General features: G+C 59.9%; 16 protein-coding genes. 8 read left to right on the top strand and 8 right to left on the bottom strand.

Features of this window, described 5'->3' with window-relative positions:
• Positions 1-94: 94 nt before the first annotated feature.
• Entirely contained in the window at positions 95-919 is an 825-nt protein-coding gene (locus tag GA566_RS11810) for an IclR family transcriptional regulator (protein ID WP_137925155.1), read from the bottom strand.
• Between the two features lie 193 nt (positions 920-1,112).
• Between GA566_RS11810 and GA566_RS11815 the strand changes: the two genes are divergently transcribed.
• Positions 1,113-2,306 (top strand): acyl-CoA dehydrogenase, encoded by a 1,194-nt coding sequence (locus GA566_RS11815; protein ID WP_160472834.1) that lies wholly within the window; start codon positions 1,113-1,115, stop codon positions 2,304-2,306.
• Between the two features lie 158 nt (positions 2,307-2,464).
• On the opposite strand, the gene GA566_RS11820 is transcribed toward GA566_RS11815, so the two are convergent.
• The gene (locus tag GA566_RS11820) at positions 2,465-3,103 is read right to left on the bottom strand and encodes a peroxiredoxin (RefSeq protein WP_137925153.1); all 639 of its coding nucleotides are present in this window, start codon (positions 3,101-3,103) and stop codon (positions 2,465-2,467) included.
• Between the two features lie 282 nt (positions 3,104-3,385).
• Here GA566_RS11820 and GA566_RS11825 point away from each other — a divergent pair, with 282 nt between their 5' ends.
• The 7 genes from GA566_RS11825 (at position 3,386) to GA566_RS11855 (ending at position 10,662) form a co-directional block, all read left to right on the top strand.
• Positions 3,386-3,703, top strand: a complete 318-nt coding sequence (locus GA566_RS11825; RefSeq protein WP_317915246.1) for a DUF883 family protein — start codon at positions 3,386-3,388, stop codon at positions 3,701-3,703.
• A gap of 166 nt (positions 3,704-3,869) precedes the next feature.
• Positions 3,870-4,247, top strand: a complete 378-nt coding sequence (locus GA566_RS11830) for a phage holin family protein (RefSeq protein WP_137925152.1) — start codon at positions 3,870-3,872, stop codon at positions 4,245-4,247.
• Positions 4,244-4,768, top strand: coding sequence for a DUF3318 domain-containing protein (locus GA566_RS11835; RefSeq protein ID WP_160472835.1), 525 nt, complete (start codon positions 4,244-4,246; stop codon positions 4,766-4,768). Before GA566_RS11830 ends, GA566_RS11835 begins: the two co-directional genes overlap by 4 nt.
• Positions 4,769-5,145: 377 nt before the next feature.
• A complete protein-coding gene (locus GA566_RS11840; RefSeq protein WP_160472836.1) occupies positions 5,146-6,408 on the top strand; it encodes an integrase family protein in 1,263 nt (420 codons plus the stop codon).
• Positions 6,409-6,626: 218 nt separating this feature from the next.
• Complete coding sequence (locus GA566_RS11845) at positions 6,627-6,932, top strand: AlpA family transcriptional regulator (RefSeq protein WP_237380150.1); 306 nt, start codon at positions 6,627-6,629, stop codon at positions 6,930-6,932.
• Between the two features lie 110 nt (positions 6,933-7,042).
• On the top strand, positions 7,043-7,846 hold the full coding sequence (locus GA566_RS11850) for a hypothetical protein (protein ID WP_160472837.1): 804 nt from the start codon (positions 7,043-7,045) through the stop codon (positions 7,844-7,846).
• Positions 7,847-7,854: 8 nt separating this feature from the next.
• On the top strand, positions 7,855-10,662 hold the full coding sequence (locus tag GA566_RS11855; RefSeq protein WP_160472838.1) for a DUF3987 domain-containing protein: 2,808 nt from the start codon (positions 7,855-7,857) through the stop codon (positions 10,660-10,662).
• Positions 10,663-10,999: 337 nt separating this feature from the next.
• Here the strand turns inward: GA566_RS11855 and GA566_RS11860 are convergent, their stop codons facing one another.
• The 6 genes from GA566_RS11860 to rmuC all read right to left on the bottom strand — a co-directional run bounded on the left by GA566_RS11860 (position 11,000) and on the right by rmuC (position 19,811).
• Positions 11,000-11,830, bottom strand: coding sequence for a hypothetical protein (locus GA566_RS11860; RefSeq protein ID WP_160472839.1), 831 nt, complete (start codon positions 11,828-11,830; stop codon positions 11,000-11,002).
• A gap of 389 nt (positions 11,831-12,219) precedes the next feature.
• Complete coding sequence (locus tag GA566_RS11865; RefSeq protein ID WP_160472840.1) at positions 12,220-13,095, bottom strand: hypothetical protein; 876 nt, start codon at positions 13,093-13,095, stop codon at positions 12,220-12,222.
• Positions 13,092-15,254, bottom strand: coding sequence for a DUF3696 domain-containing protein (locus GA566_RS11870; protein ID WP_237380152.1), 2,163 nt, complete (start codon positions 15,252-15,254; stop codon positions 13,092-13,094). The genes GA566_RS11865 and GA566_RS11870 overlap by 4 nt, the downstream gene beginning before the upstream one ends.
• 11 nt (positions 15,255-15,265) lie before the next feature.
• Positions 15,266-16,423 carry a restriction endonuclease subunit S gene (locus GA566_RS11875; protein ID WP_160472841.1) on the bottom strand — a complete coding sequence of 386 codons (1,158 nt, stop codon included), beginning with the start codon at positions 16,421-16,423 and terminating at the stop codon, positions 15,266-15,268.
• Positions 16,420-17,931, bottom strand: coding sequence for a class I SAM-dependent DNA methyltransferase (locus tag GA566_RS11880; protein ID WP_160472842.1), 1,512 nt, complete (start codon positions 17,929-17,931; stop codon positions 16,420-16,422). Before GA566_RS11880 ends, GA566_RS11875 begins: the two co-directional genes overlap by 4 nt.
• Complete coding sequence (rmuC, locus tag GA566_RS33670) at positions 17,928-19,811, bottom strand: DNA recombination protein RmuC (protein WP_202126690.1); 1,884 nt, start codon at positions 19,809-19,811, stop codon at positions 17,928-17,930. Before rmuC ends, GA566_RS11880 begins: the two co-directional genes overlap by 4 nt.
• Position 19,812: the final 1 nt, after the last annotated feature.

Consider the following 19,812-nt stretch of genomic DNA (forward strand, 5'->3'; position numbering starts at 1 on the left):
AAGTCTACCTTTTGAGGTGTCCAGGTTTATTGGACCACTACACCCCGCCCCTCTCCCAGAGGGAGAGGGGAGAAAACAATGGGAAGACCGGACCTTACCGCCCCACCTCCGACAACCTCATCCCCAGCGCCTGCAGCGCCGGCGCCAGCGTCTCGCGAAACGTTTCCTCGCTGACCGCGCCATACGAAGCACTGCAACTCAGCATGTGCAAATCCTTCTCTCCCACCGGACGAAACGCCACGGCGCACGCGTGAATGGCCGGATGCCAGTCGCGGAACGACGCCGCGTAGCCATCGCGCTCGGCCTGGGCCAGTGCGGCGCGCATCGGGGTCTCCTGCTGCCTCCACTGCTCCGGGAACGCCTGCGAGAACTCCCCCAGCACCCGCTCGCGCCTGGCTGCCGGCAAGGCCGCCAGATAGGCGCGCCCCATCGAACTCGATATCAGGGACAGCCGCGAACCCACGCCCAGTCCGAGCATCGCGCCCGCATCGTTACGGATCGAGTCGAGGTAAATCACCTCCAGCCGCTCGCGCTTGCCCAGCGACACCGACACCCCATGCGTCTGCGCAAAGGCCAGCATGTGCGGGCGCGCCAGCGCCACCACATCGGACGCGGCCAAGTATGAGAACCCTAGGGCCAGCACGCCAGCATCGAGCGCATACTTGCCCAGGCTGTCGTCGTAGCGCAGGTATCCCAACTGCACCAGCGTGCCAGCCAGCCGGCTGACCGTAGCCTTGGGGAACCCCGTGCGGCGCACGAAATCCTGATTGCCGAGCATCGCCTCGCCCGTGCGGAAGCAGCGCAGCAGTTCCAGACCCCGCGCCAGCGCGGTGACGAAGTTGGGATCACTCTCGCGTTCGCGGGGTGCAGCGGCGTCGCGGACGGCATCGGTGGCGGCGGAAGCGGTGGTGGTAGCCAAGACGGCACTCCAGTCAAAGAAGGGTGTGGTCGATTGTCGAACGCAATTCGCCGGGGCCGCAAAAACGCCTGTTGCAGCGAAAACGGGTTCAGCTATACTAGCTCATCGGAACAAGGTTCCGCAATGCGGAACCAGAAAATATCTGGCTGAACCGGATTCCACCCTTACTCGCCGAACTACGAAGGAGACCTCCATGGCTGCACACGCCGAATTCAACTGGACCGACCCGCTGCTGCTGGATCAGCAATTGACCGATGACGAGCGCATGATCCGTGACGCCGCCGCGGCCTATTGCCAGGACAAGCTGATGCCGCGCGTGCTGCAGTCGTTCCGCAATGAGAAGACCGATGTGGAGATCTTCCGCGAGATGGGCGAATTGGGCCTGCTCGGCCCGACCATCCCCGAGCAGTACGGCGGCCCTGGCCTGAACTACGTCAGCTACGGCCTGATCGCACGTGAAGTGGAGCGCGTGGATTCGGGCTACCGCTCGATGATGAGCGTGCAATCGTCGCTGGTGATGGTGCCGATCTATGAATTCGGCACGGAAGCACAGAAGCAGAAGTACCTGCCCAAGCTGGCCACCGGCGAATGGATCGGCTGCTTCGGCCTGACTGAGCCGAACCATGGCTCCGATCCGGGCTCGATGGTCACGCGCGCCAAGAAGGTAGCAGGCGGCTACGAGCTGTCCGGCGCCAAGATGTGGATCACGAACTCGCCGATCGCCGATGTCTTTGTCGTCTGGGCCAAGCTCATGGGCGATGACGGCAAGGAAGCTATCCGCGGCTTCATCCTGGAAAAGGGCTGGAAGGGCCTGACCGCTCCGGCCATCCACGGCAAGGTGGGTCTGCGCACGTCCATCACCGGCGAAATCGTGATGGATCAGGTCTTCGTGCCCGAAGAGAACATCATGCCCAACGTGAGCGGCCTGAAGGGTCCGTTCACCTGCCTGAACTCGGCCCGCTACGGCATCGCCTGGGGGGCGCTGGGCGCCGCTGAATTCTGCTGGCACACCGCCCGCCAGTACACGCTGGACCGCAAGCAGTTCGGCCGCCCGCTGGCCGCCACGCAGCTGGTGCAGAAGAAGCTGGCCGATATGCAGACCGAGATCACGCTGGGCCTGCAAGGCTGCCTGCGACTGGGCCGCATGAAGGACGAAGGCACGGCCGCCGTGGAAATTACTTCGATCATGAAGCGCAACTCGTGCGGCAAGTCGCTCGACATTGCTCGCGTAGCCCGCGACATGCTTGGCGGCAATGGCATCTCGGACGAGTTCGGCGTAATCCGCCACGTGGTGAACCTGGAAGTGGTCAACACCTACGAAGGCACGCACGATATCCACGCGCTGATCCTGGGCCGCGCCCAAACCGGTCTGCAAGCGTTCTTCTGATACGCCACAGCAAAAAGAAAAAGCCCGGCACGTGGCCGGGCGGAAGCAACACTACCAAGGAGACGACGGGCACGCCCATCGTTTTACGACAAAGCTTCTACAACAAAGTCATGCAGTACTGGACCGGGCCGGGTGAATACCTAGGACCCGGTTTTTCTTTACTTGTTCGGCTGGGGCGTCAGGCGCAGATACGGACGCACCGCCTTGTAGCCCTTCGGAAATTTCTGGCGGATCACCTCTTCGTCCTTCAGCGACGGCACGATTACCACATCGTCGCCGTCCTGCCAGTTGCCCGGCGTGGCCACGCTGTGGTTGTCGGTCAGTTGCAGCGAATCGATGACGCGCAAGATTTCGTTGAAATTTCTACCGGTGCTTGCAGGATAGGTAATGATCAGCCGGACCTTCTTCTTGGGATCGATCACGAACAGCGAGCGCACGGTCAGCGTCTCATTCGCGTTCGGATGAATCATGTCGTACAGCTCGGAGACCTTGCGGTCGCTGTCGGCCAGGATCGGGAAATTGACCGAGGTCGACTGGGTCTCGTTGATGTCACCGATCCAGCCCTTGTGCGACGCGACGCTATCCACGGACAGGGCAATCGCCTTGACACCGCGCTTCTCGAATTCGCCCTTCAGCTTGGCGGTCAGGCCCAGTTCGGTGGTGCAAACCGGGGTGTAGTCGGCCGGGTGCGAGAACAGGACACCCCAGTCATTGCCAAGCCAGTCATGGAAGCGAATGGTGCCCTCGCTCGATTCTTGCTCGAAGTCCGGTGCAATATCGCCAAGACGCAGGGCCATGAATGAAAGTCTCCGAAAACAGAAAAGTAAATAAATGTAGGGTCAGGTGAACCAGCTTAGCCAGATTGCCATCCAACCCAAACGAATATAAAGTCACTACAAAATCACTCGAAGTCATAAAGACTTTGGGAGCGGGGCTAAGTTTCCTGCTCCGCCGGCCGATGACACGTTGCGTGACATCCCCGAGGGTGCCTTGTACTGACGAGCTTGAAACCGTGGCCGACCGCCACATATGCTACTTGGACGACAAGAAACGCCACAAGCCAGTGCGAGCAAGGCAAAATGTCACCACTTGAACCAACCGCCCGCAAACAGGAGAAACTGATGAGCGATGTCAAGACCGTTCTGTCCGACGCCGAAGAACTGCTTAAGCAAGCGGCCTCGACCACCGGCGAGAAAGCTGCCGAACTGCGCGAGCGTGGCATGGGCCTGCTGAAGCAAGCCAAGGAAAAGGCCCAGGACCTGCAAGACGCAGTCGTGACCAAGAGCAAGGCAGCCGCCCGTGCCACCGATGACTATGTGCATGACCACCCGTGGCGCGCCGTGGGCGTGGCAGCGGGCGTGGGCCTGCTGATCGGCCTGCTGCTGAACCGCAAGTAAGCATCGTCCGCAGTACGCCCCGTACTGTCGTACCGGCCACCGGCTGCGCATCTGTGCCGGTGGCATGCAATTTGTATATGGACTGGATGAGCGGCCCCATCGGCCGCCGCTGGTTCTTCCACGCAGATGCCGCCCTGCCGGCGCATCGCTTTTCCGCCGGAGCCGCATGAGCGAATCCCCTTCCCCCAAGTTCCTGGACTCCCTGCGCAACCTGACCGGTTCGGTCGTGTCGATGCTGCAGACGCGCCTCGAACTCGCCAGCGTCGAACTGGCCGAAGAGCGCACCCGGCTGATGAAGGTGGCGTTGCTGGCCTGTTTTGGCCTGGTCTTCTTCGGCATGGCGCTGATGACCTTCACGCTGCTGATCGCCATCCTGTTCTGGGAAACCTACCGCTGGCAGGCCATTGGCGCCATCGTGGTGTTCTACCTGATCTGCACGGCCGCCTGCCTTTTGATCGCCCGCCACAAGGTTCGCAACGCGCCTCCGCTGTTCGAATCCACACTGGCTGAACTCGATAAAGACCGGGAGATGCTGCGCCAATGACCACGCCCGAAGACGAATCCCTCGATAGCCACCCGCGCCGCGACCATCCCCGCCCCGTCCGCTTCACGCGGGAAGTCAGGCTGCCGCTGGCTGTACGCAAGGAATTGCTGATCACACGTGCCGCGCTCGAGCGCTATGACGCCCACCAGGCTCTGCAGCAAGTCAAAGGCGGCGCGCGCCGCATGACGAATTTCAGCGCGTGGCTGCCCCGTGTGACCAGCCTGACGCGCTCGTCGGGCTGGCTCAGGATGCTCGGCATCACGCGCAACTATCCGATGCTCAGCACGGCCATCACCCTGGCCCTTCCGCTGCTGCGCCGGACGCCGGTAGGTCGCGTGACCTGGAAACTGTCGAAAATCGGCGCGCTCGCCGGCGCGGGATACTTTGCCTACAAGACGTGGAACGAGTCGAAACGCCCGGCAACGCGGCGACCGGCGCGGCCCGCTGACGTAACGCCCGAAGTATCGGTGCCGCTGGACACGGGCTTCCGTGATCCGCTCGTGCGAACGCCGCCAGTCTGATTCATCCAAACACCCAAACGCAAAAAGGGCCTGTGACTTGCGCCACAGGCCCTTCGTAATGCTGGTGGGTCGTGCGTGACTCGAACACGCGACCAACGGATTAAAAGTTATTTGCTGTGGTTTCCGAGCGAATCCTGACGGAGGCGTAGCGGACCACTATCATTTCCTGTATTACCTTGACTGGCAATGGTTTGCTGGCTATAACGTCGCGTAGTGAAACCTGATGTAACCCGAAGATAGTCATGCAAAGTACCAGTGCACCCCGTAACCCCAGCGTAACCCCAGAGGCAACTCTGCCGCCCAACGCCGGCACGGGGTCGAGCGATGCGAACTGGACTATCCCGCCGCGCAGCACGCACCGCTGGACTGAGGCATCCGTGCGCACTGCCATCGAGGAAACTCGTGCTGCAGCCGCGCGAGCGGGCAAGCCAACAGCGGCCTACCGTGAGGAATTCTCGGACAGCCAAGTAAAGGGGCTGAAGCTCAGGATTACTGGCAACGGCGTGGCTTCGTGGTCGCTGTTCCGGCGGATCAACGGCGTGCCAACCCGCGTCACTCTGGGCAGCGGGATTGCCGTCGAAGAAGCTCGCAAGTTGGCCGCGGAAGCCGGCGGAGAGGTCGCCCGAGGCGAGAACCCGAACCAGAAGAAGCGCGAACGACGAGCAGCGGCGGAAAAGGCCAGGGTCAAGGGCATGACGGTGCAGAACGTCCTAGACGAGTACATTCAGGCCAGCCCGAAGCTCAAACCTAAGACGTCCGCCAAATACCGAGCCGACGTGGAGCGCCACCTGAAGGACTGGCTGGACACTCCAGTGCAGGCGCTCACGCGCAAAGCCGTAAAGCAGCGATACAACGAATTGGCCGTCGAATCGAAGGCGAAAGCCGACAGCGTATTCAAGGCACTGCGGGCAGCCGTGCGACACCACATGGATGTCCACCGTGACGAAAGCGACTTGCCGATTCTGACGGCAAACCCACTGACCTCCCTGCCGAAGGGCTGGGGGCAAAGCACGGCTAAGACCCGCTATGTCACACCGGATCGGCTACGCGCGTGGGCTGCGGCAGTGAAGAACGCACCGGACCCATGGAACGACGTCTGGTGGTGTTGCCTGCTGCTCGGTGCCCGCCTGAACGAAATCTTGCCGATGACTTGGAAGCAACTCGACGTGCAAGCAGGCGTGTTGACCATCAAGGATACCAAGGGAAAACGTCCACTGGAGCAACCCATTCCGTCCTGGCTGCTGGCGCGCTTGCGCCAGCGATACACCGCGCGCGGAAGTTCCTGCTACGTGTTCCCGAGTCAGGTGACGACCTGGCGTGGTCGTGCCACCAAGGGGTACGTGACGAACGCGGCAGACTCATATAAAAACCTGAGCAAGGCTTGCGGCTTTGACTGGACTAGTCACGACCTGCGCCGCACCTTCGCCAGCATGGCTACGCGCGTCGGCATCCCATCCGGCGTGACCCGCACGCTGGTGAATCACGCACCACCGGCAACGGACGTTTTGAGTAAGCACTACACCCAAGTCCCCTTGGACGTAAAACTCAATGCGCTAGAGCAAATTAGTGCCGCCATCCTCGAAGCAGCCAACGTGCAACGCGGCGGCAGTGCGCATCTACGGGTGGTGGCGCCACCATGATGCGCCCCGAAAAGAAGGTTGATTTGCCCGAAAAACTCAACTAATTTTCCTATACGCTCGCGAGGGGATGTGGCAACCGGATACTGGCCCCTCGTTAGATCCCCTAGCGTGCCGTTGCGGGCATCGCCCGCTCGGTAGCTGGCAGTCTCAACTGCCAGCCGGCTGATCCGGTAGTCGTACTGCAACCTCCTGAAGAGCGGCATCGCACCGGCGACAAAATGCTCGCCGGCATCTTCACCGATCTGCGAGTTGCTGCTATGACCGCGAACGCTAAGCGCTTTGCCGGCGGTTTCAAGCCCGTTTGGCACAATCAACTCCTTGCCGACTTCCCGCTTATCTTCCTTACAGAACCTCAGGCAGCTGTCGTGCTCGGCGTAAAGCCCAGCACGCTGGAGAGGTGGCGATATGCGAGCAAGGGGCCGTCCTACGTCAAGATCGGGGGCGGTGTCCGTTATCGCCCAAACGACTTGTCTGCCTGGGCCGATGCCAACACGGTAATTCCGCTGCAGAAGCGCATCTCATGACCATACGTTTGCGCTCCGCCTAGCGCGAGATCGTATAGCCAATGCAAACAAAAAAACGCCCGCGTTCGCGCGCGGGCGTGGTGTCAGCTCGTCAGCCGACAGGAGGTCTCATGTCAAATTCTACCGCTGATCCTGCGCAGGATCTGAATACCCAATATCACGACATCGGTTACAACGCGACGCTTTTCCTTGTCGATCATCCGCTCCTCGCGCCGATCGATCGGTCCAAGAGCACTGCCGATGTGCTGCCGTATCTCTTGGACTGGCGTCGTCACCGGTGCCAGCAGTGCGGCGCCGGAGTAAGCGGAAGGGATTGGACGGTCCCGTGCATCGGGTTCGTCGGCCATTCTTTGACGACGCTTTGCGCGACCTGTTACGAACGCACGAAAACGCGCGGCCGCCCATTCGCCTACTTGGCTCCGACCTCGAAGATGGACTTCCTGAAGGAGGACATGTATTACCAACTGTCTTTCCTCGTGGAGGACGAAATGGAGGTCCTGCAAGACGACAACGATTGGTTCGACGCGAATCCGCATCGGCGGTTTCGTGCTCGCGAGCCGAGGACGGATGAAGAGGATTCCCGGGTCTGTGATCGCGTCGGATACTACGATCTCCGGCGCATTGAAGACGCGAGGTCTAGGTGGATCGTCCGCCAGCGCAATGCAGCTGTGCACGTATTGCCTGCCGCCGTGGTGCTTGCAAAGCCGGAGTTGCAGAAATTCTCTCACGCTATGTCCGGCTGGCCCGGGGAGCTGCGGCAAGCAGCCGTAGATGATCTGCTTGAAGGCTTGTACGACCATCTCCGTGAGCACCCCGACGCTGGCCACGCGGATGTCTGGGCTGCTGGCTTAATGCGAGCCATCCAGGAGAGCATCACCAAGGAACTTCTGCGCCGCACTGGCAAGCCCGCGTAGGAGACCTCATGTCGTCACATGCACCACTGACTGCCGCCGAAGACATGGCCTCAGCCTTCGCGCTTGCGGCTAAATTGCAAATTCCCCCTGCGTTCCTTACCGCCCACTTCTGCCGGACGATGGCGCAGTTGAACGAACTGGTCTGCAGCCCTTTGCCAGCGTCGCCCGAACTTGGCCGTAAGATCCGCAGCCTCGAAAGTGCCTGGCTGAACATGCAGGCACGCGCGGGCGGGCAGCCGGTAAAGCAAGCACAAACGCATTCGGCGCCGCCTTCGCTGATCAGCGACTGCATTACGGTCTTTGAAAGCTCCACTCTGTGCGGGAAGGCCTTCACGCTCAACAATGATGACAGCATCAACAAGCAATCCCACGCCAACTTCAGCATCGCTCGCGCCCGAGTGATGAGGGTCTCCGACGCATCAGCCATGGCTGATGTTCTGTTGTCCATCATGGCAACGCCCAATGCAGGCCTGATTCTGAATGCCGTGAAAGGCATTGGAATTGGCGATGAGTTCTACATCGTTCCGAAAGACAATCTCGCTAGCATGCTCGGCGTTGCCCCGGGCGACCGGGCCCGTCTCGTTGGCGTCCACATCATCAAGGGCAACAAGTACATTGCCCGGCTGAAGGAAAACTTCGAGCCCACGCAGTGGATTCTGCTCGACCGGGACGTGGATGCTCACACGCCAGAGGCCTTTGGCGTCAAGGTCCTTCCATACGCCGCATGGCTGTCCCAAGTGAATCGACTGCTGCCTGGAGCAGACTCTTGTGAGCGGGTGTGGACCCCGTCGTCCTCTGCACGTGTGACCCGGCCCGACGGCACGCCGGTCGGGGCCGGGAATGGTCATACTTTCCTGCGGGCGACCGGCGATCTGAATAGGATCGATTCGATTCGACAGCAAATCTTGGCAAGGGCTCGCCTTGCTGGCATGTCGTGGAAGAAGCCGAACAAGAACGGTGAGTCACCTCGTGATGACAACTCGACGATCATCGATCCGAGCGTACTGACGGTGGGGCGACTGGTGTTCGATGGTCAGCCGAGCGTCGGCGCGGGCCTTGCCATTGCGCCGCCTGACGTGCAAGTGCACGATGGATCGCCGTTCGATCTCGACGCCATCGCCGACCTGACTGACGCGCAGATCGCCAAACACAATGCCAAGTCTGCGGCGAAGCTTATCCGCGATCACAGCGGTGGCTTGGTAACGCGCGATTTCGACACGCTGACGCTCGATACCGTACTGGACTTCTGCAATGGCAAGACGGGCACCGTGAGCGAGTGGCTCGCCGCAGACCCAAAGCATACGCGCATCCAGTCACCCTTCCGCGGCTCTCATACGCAGGCTGCCTTCATTGACCTCGACAGCAACGGACGGCCGTTCGTGTTCGACTCAGGCACCGACACGTCCTATTATCTCGGCCCTCCCGCTCCGGCTGACGTGTTCCATGCCATCAACCAGCCGGATGCCATTTCAGCGAGCCCCCTTCCTGCGACGCCTATCGCGAAATGGCCCGAGCCCTTCCCCGGGCCGATGGCGTGCACAGTCAACGCTGTCCTGGAGGCTTCTCCCAAGCCTCGCCCAGTGGGAGCGATGCTGGCGACCCTGTCCAGCATGGCCAGCGCGTGTAACGGACATGTACGGTTGGAGAGCGGCGGGCGACTGAACCTCTACACCATCATCCTGATGCCGACCGGCGCGGGCAAGGATGTGTTGGCCTGTGCTGCGGGCGAGCTGGCCCACGCCGCCGGCAGCGCGGTGACGGGACCGCCCGCATCCAATGCCGGAATCGAGGACGATCTGGAGGACTACCGGGCGTATCTCATGTTGGTCGATGAAGCCGGGCATCTCCTGGCGGCCGCCAACGGCTCACATGCCGCCCCTTGGCTCGTTGGTGCCTTGGCTGTCTTGCTCAAGCTGTACTCCAACAGCGCGGGCGTGTATCACCTTCGTCGCCTCGGCAACGGAGGCAAGCCAAGGCCGAAGGATGCTCGGATGTCAGTGCTCCACCCTTGCCTGAACGCGCTGCTTTTCACCACGCCGGAACGATTTTCCTCCAGCGTACGACTCATCAACATCGAGGAAGGACTGATCGGTCGAGCCTTGTTCCATATTGACGAACAGGCCATCGATCAACGGCGAGCCAAGGCATTTGCCTTGCCGGCCGACGTCCGGGCAATGCTGCCGACCGTGCAGACCGCAACCGTATCCCCCCCGACTGACGTCGGCGGCTCCGCGGGCACCGCCGGCGAAAATGCGGCGCCGGTCGCCCGGGACATCGTGCTTGCGGAGAGTCCAGAAGCTACGCAAGCCCTGATGGCATGCCTGGAAGAGATCAACCGTGACAGCCGCCAAGGTGCCGCGGACGCGCTGGAGGGGATGCTGCTGGCCCGAAGCTTCGAGAAGATCCAACGCATCGCCGCCGTCCTCGCTTTCTGGGACGCACCCACCCATCCGGTACTCCGCGCCGATCATGTGGCCTGGGCGAAGGCGCTGGTAGAGGCGTCGAACTCGGAATTACTGGCGTTCGCGGCGCACCGCCTTAGCGACTCGGCCGTGCTGGCCGACGCTCGCAAGGTACTGATGATCTGCAAACGGCTCCGGGACGGCAATCACGGAGACGCGAAGCCAAACGAAGCCGCTTTGCTCAAGCAAGGATTGGTGCCGCGTCGTCTTGCCTTGAACTACAGCCACCTTGGCCTGAACCAGTTCATCGCCGCGCTTGCCTATTTGGAATCCGTCGACGCCGTGTCAGTTGGAGCGGTCGAGCCGCCGGGTGGTGGTAAGCCGACTACCGTGCTGGTGGTGGTGGACACGTGACGCATCGCGCGCGCGAGTGAATCGCAACGGATCGCAGCCGCTGCGACTCGCCCAAGCCGAGCCGGGCGTGGCTTTCCGGCATTTTTTGCCGGTAAGTCGCAGCCAGGCATCTATACACGCCTAGAGAACTGAAGGAGTATTGAGTGTGTATGTGTGTGATTTATGTAGTTATTTTCCCGCTATCCCTTACCCAGCTTGGGTTTGGCGAGTCGCAAACCCCTGCGATTCCGGCGCGATTCTCTGCGTTTCCTTGCGATTCGCTGAACTGACCCATCAGCCTTATTCAGCAGACGAGTCCGCGGACGGACGAAAGGTGGCCATGGCCATACCAGCTCAATCACACAGCCAAGCGTAGCCGCCGGGCCCGTTCGATTCCCCTGCGTGCCTTGAGCATTTCCCGATCGCCGCCCAACAGACGATCACGCTCCGCCGCGTGGGCCAGCTCCATCAGTTCGGCTGATGTCAGGCGAGCCGGGCCAACCCCCGGCATCCACGGTGGCGCAAGCCGGCCACCCTGCCTCTCCGGCTCGACTGCCAGCTCATTCTTCAACGTAGCCGGGTGGCTGCGTGCACCAGCGCGCGGTCGGCTCCAGGTCCCATTCAGAGACAAACGGGGGTGCCACGCGAATGCATCGCTTTCCGCCGTCATATCAATGCCACTGCCGCCTGCCGGTGGATCCGCTATCGCAGCATCGCGCTCGCGCAGTTTTGCAATAACGTCATCGGCCTCTCCCGCATCCAGTTGCCGGCGTCGCACCAGCCCGACAAATTGCCACATCAGCCAGTTCGCCAGCGCCGGTGCCAGCCAGTCCAGACGGACGCGATGCCCTTCCAGCCAGCGAAGGAACACTTCGCGCGCTTCGTTGTCGAGGACGCAGGTAAATCCCGGCACCCACGGATCCTGGCGCCAGAGGTGCTCCAGCGCGCGCCGGTGCGCCCGCTGAGGATTGTCGGGGCCGCGTGGCTTGCGCATCCAGCGCGGCCGCTTGTCGCCGCTGTGGAGGTAGCAGTAGCCGGTGTTCTTACGCGCCAAGTTGCCGCAGGGCTGGCCCAAGCGGTTGTATGCAGCACAACGGGGCGCCAGCCAACTGTAACGCCAGAATGGTTGACCCTCGTCGAGATGTTTCGGACTGACGAGTTCGCAGAGACTGAAATTTGCAGAGGTCATCTAACGGCACCTCCTTCCATGTGGTCATGCGGATTGCCGGCTTTCCGTGCCGAGGAAGTGTCATCCCGACCTGGAACGCTCGATGGCCAAAGTCTGCAACCCAAAATAGACTCTTACACAGATCCCAAATGAACCGCTGGTTACGTACCTCTGGCGCCCGTGCGGGGAGATCACCGGCAAATTGTCGGCCGGAATGGATGGTCGGCACAAGCAGGTGGGCCGGCGGCAGCGCGTCCTAATAGTGCCGTTCGCCCAACCTTATGCCTGAAGGCCCCGCTATACCCGGGTCGCAGCCCAATGCAGACAAAGCAACAATTGTTTCGACCAAGGACGCACCACCTTTGACATACGGCATCAAAGACCGGAGGACAGGGCCGTCGCAGTGTTGCTCACGCCTTGATCTCGAATGCGTTGTAATAGTCCTTATCCCATTCATTCCACTCCTTCATCCAAGCTTCATACCCGAGACGCTTGACGAGCACTTGGCCTGCCCCCTCGTCGAGACCGGTACCGAAATCGAGCCCACCACGCTCTGTCAGAACAAAGCGATCGTGAAGCTTGGATTTTTGCTTGACCAGAAATTTCACCGAAACGCCGGCCGGCAGGAGGCCAGACAAGATTGCGACACATCGCTGCTGCATCTCGGGTGGTAAATAGACTGCGTCGGAAATCACATACTTGATTTGGGCGACCTTGGGCCCCTTTTTCGCGTTAGCCACATAGTTGGCCAATTTGGCGAGCACATTCGTGAAGCGCCCGTCGATAGAGAAATTGCGGTCAATCAGGACGATCGTGCCTGAGATGTCAAGCAGCGGCCGAATCTGATCAACCATGGCAGCTGCCTGGCGGTCTATGTGGCGATCACCCCTCGCTGCCCACAAGGCAGACATGGCCAAGGGCACACCAAGTTGTACAACCTCTGCGCAGTCCGGATTCGGCTTTTCATCGACGATGGCCTGAAACCCGTGGCGCTGATGTTCCTCAACTGCATTCTCCGACCAGCTTCGCGATTGATCCCAGCCCGCAGCTTGCCGACGCACGATGGCAGCTCGCTTCTTCAAGGAGAACAGGCACTCTTTCCACGCCTTGAGCTGGACTTCGCCCTGCGCGTCCCTCTTGATAAACGCAAGAGCGAACTGCTCCCACTTATCCTTCGGAAAGTCGGAAACCAGCCTTCCATGATCCATGCCCAGGGATGTCGCCAGCAGGGCGATACGGTCATCGGTGTTGAACAGGCTTGGTGAGATGGCGTATTCGAAAATCATTGCGGGAAGAACCTCTGCAGTTGATCGTCAATGTCTTCCGGAGGTGCGTCGAAGAACTCTCGCTCTCGCTCGTCGAAAAATCCTTTCGGCCAGCGCTTGGTGAACTCGCCTGTTTCGTCCGTCGGCAGCTCGGTGAGCTTGACCCCACCCGAAGCGCTCTCTACGTAGTACACGGCCAGCGTATCTGGCGACGTAGGTGGATGTCCCGGCGGCAACTTCCCCTCTGTGGTCTCGCGAATTCGCCGCAACAAGCGCAGGATCAGGTGCTCGCTGTGGGTCTCGATCAGGAAGTTGATGCCATGTTCCTTAGCACCCCTGATCAGGAGATCACCGAGGCCGACCTGCACAGCGGGATGGATATGCAATTCCGGCTGCTCGATTGCCACCAATGTGGCGGAGGGCTCAAGCGCAGCCACAACAACTGGCAGCACCTGAGAAATGCCGATGCCGATATCCCTAGGCTGAACGCGTATGCCAGTCTTGGCGTCCACCAGATCGAGGCGTTGCCTCTCCGGAATCAATTCCAGTCCGCGCAACAGCTCGGGATCGCTGCGTACTCCGGCATCCGGGTCGGCTGCACGGATCAGCCAGTTAAGCGTTCCGACATCGACTTCCTTAACGCCGCGTCGCTCCACTTCATAGCCAGTAGCAAGCCGGTCCTCGCCGGCCATCCATGCGCTTACGTCCTCTACCAGGGAGGCATTGCCCGTCAGTAGGGTTTCCCACGCCGCGGTGCCGTCTGCCCAGCGCGCTTCATCAGGCGTAAGAGATGCTTCAAAATCGCGTTCGGGTACGTTACGAATCGGTCCAAGATAGCGCAACTTTCTCAGCTGCTCGCGGATTAGCACCCCTGGCCCAACGACCAGAGACGACACGAAGGCTGTGAATTCTCGGCTTATGTAGATGTTCGCCGAACCGCCGCTTGCGGCGGCTGAAATGGAGAGCAATTCGCCGAGATGCGGCAGGGCACTATCGAAGCCCGTCAGCCACTGGCGCAAGCCTTGCCCTGGGCGTTCCATGCCCGCGTTGCGTACTGCAGTGAGGATGGAGCCGAGCACCGAATAGGCGTAGTTGCCTTCCACCTCTTCTGGGACCAGCACCGCCGTATCGACTGACTCATCGCCAAAGTCGCGCAGGTCGACCCAGTCATCCAGCGCATCGAAGATATCGAGTTCGTCCTGAGTATGATGGCGCAGGAAGATGGGGTTGTCCTTGTTCAAGCGGATAGAAACGTCGCGCCCGTCCTCAGTTGCCGTAATGCGCGCCAGCCATTCACCGTTGATTCCTGCCTCATAGCCCAGCACAACCGCTGTCTGCCGCACTGCGCTCCAACCTATTTCCAATTGCACGCTTACGGCTTCGACCCTGTCGCGGGTTTCCTGCACCAGCTTGTGGAATTCCCAAAGGCCTTCCTCGTCATCGGTCTGCCACGCTTGCCAATCCTCCCAGGGTTCCGGCACAAGATCCGGCAGGGCAGAACGGTTTAGCGCCATTTCGAGCTTGATGCGAATAGGGCGCGAGAGGTCGCGTTGATAGACGAGATTACGGAAACCACCGAGGTCAACAAACTCTCCACCATAGAGTGTGCGATCCGGGTTGGCGTTGCGGCGTTCAAGGATCTCACGCACATATTGAAGAGCTTGCAGGATGGTACTCTTCCCCGCGCTGTTGGCACCGAACAGCAGCGTGATAGGTGCCAACTCGATACGTGCGCGCTCGCCCACGCCCTTGAAATTCTCCAGTTCGATTGCCGTCAGGCGCGGTGGTTGATCGGTACCTTCGCGCTCGCTGCCGGCCGGCGTGTCGAAGAACTGGAGGAAACGTGCCAGCGCCTCCAGCGATTCAATTTCCAGCGTCCGGCCATAGGGCGTTTCGCCTTCACCGCGATGTCTTCGCTTAGGGAACTGGCGCATGTTGCTGCCATGGCGGAATTGATCTGGTTTCTGGCAGGTGACTCCGGGCAATCCCACAAATGACTCGAACTTCAGGTCGGGATGCACGACGACCTGTATCGAGGACGAAAGGTCTCGCTCCTTGTAGAAGTAAAGGAATTGGCCAGTGGTCGGCGCTTGGTACTCTTCAAGCTTGGCCGTGTTGCGGGTACGGGCATAGCGCTGCGCGGTGAAAGCTTCCCTGATTGAATCGATGTCAATCGCCATGGTTCTTATCCTTATAGCTGCCCTTGAAAGGCCCTTTGTGAAAGGGAACCGTAGAGCTCTTCCGCTTGGCGTGATGCGTATTCAAGCCTTTTCGTCAATGCCATGGCCTTCCGAAAAATGCCAACGAATTTCTCACGCTGATCTTTTGGTGGAAGGATAAAGCGGACCCGCTCCAGCGCTCCCTTGCTTACCATTCCCTTCATTCCGTTAGTGGATGCGGCCCGAATGCGTGCTTTTGAAAACAGCGTTACGGCATAGATAAATTCTGGCTCGATGCCTGGCTTGGGAGTGAGCGCATTGATCTGCTGGTTGAAGGAAATTGCACGATCCGCAAGCGCAGCGTTACCAATACAAGAGGGGCTGCCCGCAATACAGGTAATCAGAGTCGATCCGGCAGGAGCTGTCCGCGCAACACGCAGACCCGCTTCCGATAGACCCTCGGTGGCCTTGGTAAGGAAATGAGATGGTGTATTGATATTGTCTGATTTGATCCACTCGATGTGGTCGCCGTAGTAGGCCACGATTTCACGCGAGGGGGTATTGCCAGTCGTCACCGTTGCAATGTCCGCGATGGGTTTTTCTGGCAACCCTTTCGAGTTGCCAACCGGATCACCGAAAAGCTCAAAGAAAGCCGAGTGCAAGTATTCGTCCACTGTCGAAACCACTCTGATGCGATTCCTTCGGATGGCATCGGCATTGTCGAGGATAGCGGCAATGCGGCGTTGCGTAGTGAGTTCCAATACAGGAATGCAATGCTCGCGAAGAGCATCCATTTTGACTCGCGGCATCTTTGCGCCGTCCGTTCGCGAAACGGCCCACGCTACGAACGCTGTAGATCGCAAATAGTGCGCAAGATATACACGATCCAACCGACGTGGATCGGGCTTTAGTGGCAGCAATTCACTCGTGCAATACCCTGCGGCAGAAGGCAAAACTACCTTGTTCAGATTCGGCCGCAGCTTGGAGTACAGCACATGCGTATCGTCGAATGCCACCGTCGAGGTGGGAACGTCCCCCGCTTTAATTTTCCGGCGAGAGAGTACTGCTCCGGACATTGGCTCGACTTGGTCGAGGTTGAGTAACCATACGTCTTCCGTTGGCGACGGGGACCACGACGAAGGAGTGGGAGGAGCCACTTCCATGAGCGGCACGCGAAGCGGCGTATTCATAGCAACGCCTCCAACTCCGCCATATCCGCCTGAATCTCGGACTCCAGTGCCTTCAACCGACCAAGAATCTCAGCGGGCGAATCAAACTTCGCTTCTTCATGCACCGCCTCCTTGTACCGATTGACCGATAAGTCGTATTTGTTGGTACGGATGTCTGCGACCGGCACCACAAACATCTTGGCGGTACGATCCGAAAATACGGAGCCGTCAGCACGGCACTGTTGAAACTTGGCAAGCACATCGGGCAGATCACTATCGGCAATCTCCTGCCGTTTGTCATCGAGCGAGAAACCATCGGCCTGCACGTCGTAGAATAGAACGCCATCGGAGCGCCCACCTTTGGTGAACACCAGGATCGCGGTGGAAACGCTGGCGTAGGGCTTGAACACGCCGGAGGGCAGCGAGATCACGGCTTCCAGTTGGTTCTCGTCGACTAGGTGCTGGCGCAGGGCCATGTGCGCCTTGCTAGAACCGAACAGCACGCCGTCCGGGACGATGGTGGCCGAGCGGCCGCCGTTCTTGAGCATCCGCAGGATAAGCGCGACGAACAGCAATTCGGTCTTCTTGGTCTTGACCTTCTTCAGCAGCGATGGATGCACGTCTTCTTCATCCAGGCTGCCTTTGAAGGGGGGATTGGCGAGGATGACGTCGAAGCCGGCTTCAGCCTGGTGGCTGAACTTCTCGGGGAACTGCTTGGAGAGGGTGTCCTGGTAATGGATGTCCGGGTTCTCAACGCCGTGCAGCATCAAATTCATGGCCGCGATGCGCAGCATCGTCACGTCGAAGTCGAAGCCGTGGAACAGGCTGTTTTGGATGTGCTCCCGGTAGGGCTCTAGACGGTCGCCGGGATAGCCCTTGCTGCCGTCCTCGAAGGTTTCCACCAATTCCGGCGATGAGTATTGCCTGCGTAGGTACTCCATAGTCCCGACGAGAAAACCCGCCGTGCCGCAGGCTGGGTCGCCGACCACTTCGGTCGGTTTCGGATCAAGCAGCTCCACCATCAGCTTGATGATATGTCGGGGGGTGCGGAACTGGCCGTTGATGCCGGCGGTGCTGAGCTTGCTCAGCATGTATTCGTAAAGGTCGCCCTTGATGTCGCTGTTACCGAGAGGTAACAGGCCGATTTGTATTACTGCCGAACTGAGTAAGCTGGCCTTGGGAATCAGGCAGGTGGCGTCCTTCATGTATTCGCCGAAGGTAGTGTTCTTGCCCCCCAGGTCGCGCAGGTGCGGAAACACTTGGTCGCGCACATGACGCAGCATTTCCTCGCCGCCGTACTCGCTCCAGTTCTTCCAGCGCAGGCTTTGCTGGTCCGGAGCGAAATTTTTGTGGGGCGATTTGCCAGTGCGGCCTGCAAGCTTCTCGAAGCGAGTCTCATCGATGTCCAGCAGGCGTGCGAACATCAGGAAGGAAATCTGCTCGATAACTGTGAGCGGGTTGGTGATACCGCCAGTCCAGAATTCCGTCCACAGACGGTCGATGTCGTTCTTGAGTTGGTTGGTGATCATTGTGGAGTGGTTCCCAATTGTGTTTCGTCGGCGGCCTCGGGCAGATACTCAAGCTCCAAGGCCGCTTTCGCTACGAGGTGTTCGGGCAAGGCGCTCTGCACCGAGACGCCGAGCCGTTCGAATTCCTTGGCCTGGCCGATCAGATTGCCTTTGCCGGTGACAAGCTGGCCCATCGCCGTACCAAAGGATTCCTTCGCTTTGTCGAGTTGCCGGCCCACGGCTTCCATACTGGCCAGAAAGGTGACCAGTTTCTTGTATATCTTGCCGGCACGGTCTGCGAGTTCAGCGGTATGGGCGTTCTGCTCTTCAAAGCGCCAAAGCTGGCGCACGATGTTCAGGCTTGTTAGCAAGGTGGTCGGCGTCGCCACCAGCACATTTCGTTCGATCGCTTTCTGGAACAGACTCTCGTCGGCCCGCAGCGCCTCAGCAAAAGCCGATTCGATCGGGATGAACATGAACACCATCTCGGGTGAGTTGAGGCCAGGCAGATCGAAATAGACACGGTTAGACAGCTCCTGAATCCGGCTCGCCACCGCGCTGACATGCTCCTGTAGTGCTTGCTGCCGGACTAGATCGTCCTCTGCGTTCACGTACCGTGTGTAGGCATTCAGGGAGACCTTGGCATCTATGACCAGGTGCTTGGCCTGCGGCAAGTTGATGATCACGTCCGGGCGCTTTCGACCTTCTTCTGTGTTAAAGCTAACCTCACGCTTGTAGTCCTTGCCTTCGCGCAGCCCAGAGCGATCAAGGACATTGCCGAGAACCAGTTCGCCCCAGTTGCCCTGCTTCTTAGCCTGTCCCTTGAGGGCGGTTGCCAGTCCATGCGCCTCTTCGGTCATCTGGCGATTCAAGTCTTTCAGTTGCGCGAGTTCGGCCTTGAGCGTGGCCTGTTGTTCGGTATCCTTGGTGTGAATCTCCTCCACCTTGGCTTTGAATTCGGTGATCCGTTCCTTGAGCGGATCTAGGAGTTGGCCGATATTGGTCTGGTTCTGCTCAGTGAACCGTTTTGTCTTTTCTTCTAGTATGTCGTTGGCAAGGCTCTTGAACTGATTTGACAGGGCTTCCTTGGCTTCCAGCAGCAGAGCAAGTTTTTCCTCGGCTTGGCTGCGCTCGGCGTTCAGCTGGGTGGTCAGCTCCGCCAGTTCCGTTGTGAGACTACTAACTTGTGCTTCCGCCTGTTCACGTCGGGATCTTTCGGCCTGCCAATCAGTGCGCAACGTGGCGTGAGCATCGCGTTCTGCTTTTAGTTCGGCATTGATGCCGCCGGATTGCTCCCGCTGGTCGGCGGCCTGCTGGCGCGTTTCGGTCAGCTCTTGTTCCGAAGCGGCCAGTTTTCGTTCGAGGGTCGGAATGCGGGCGGCTTCTGCTTCCAGGGTGGCCCGGCGTTCGTTGGACTGCTGCAATGCAGTCGAGGCTGTGATCAGATTACGCTCCGCATCTGCTAGGGACTGCTCGATCTCGACAAACCTGGAGGACGTCGACTGAAGCGACTGTGCCTTCTCCGCTTCGCTGGTCGCCAACCGCAGAATCTCTTGCTGACTCACCTCTTGCTGATCGAGCAGAGTGCTCACTTGCGCTTCCAGCGTCGGTACACGAGAGGCTCGTTCGTTGAGCTGGGCGCGTTCGTCGCGGGCAAGGTCCAGCGCCTCACGCCATTCGGCCGCCTGCGCTTTGAGCGTCTCCTGAGCTTGGATCAACTGCGCACGCTCTGCCTCAAGTGCGCGAGCCCGTTCGTTGGCCGTCGCGAGATCAACGGCAGCTCCTGTTTTGCCCTGCGCGACAGCGGCAGCGGTCCTGCCTCGGGTCAGCAGCCAAGTAAGCAGCACACCGACAACCAGGCCGATGGCGGCAACGATTAGAAAAAGGAGTTGGTTCTCCACG

Source organism: Cupriavidus sp. SW-Y-13 (genome assembly GCF_009793345.1).
Lineage (GTDB): Bacteria > Pseudomonadota > Gammaproteobacteria > Burkholderiales > Burkholderiaceae > Cupriavidus.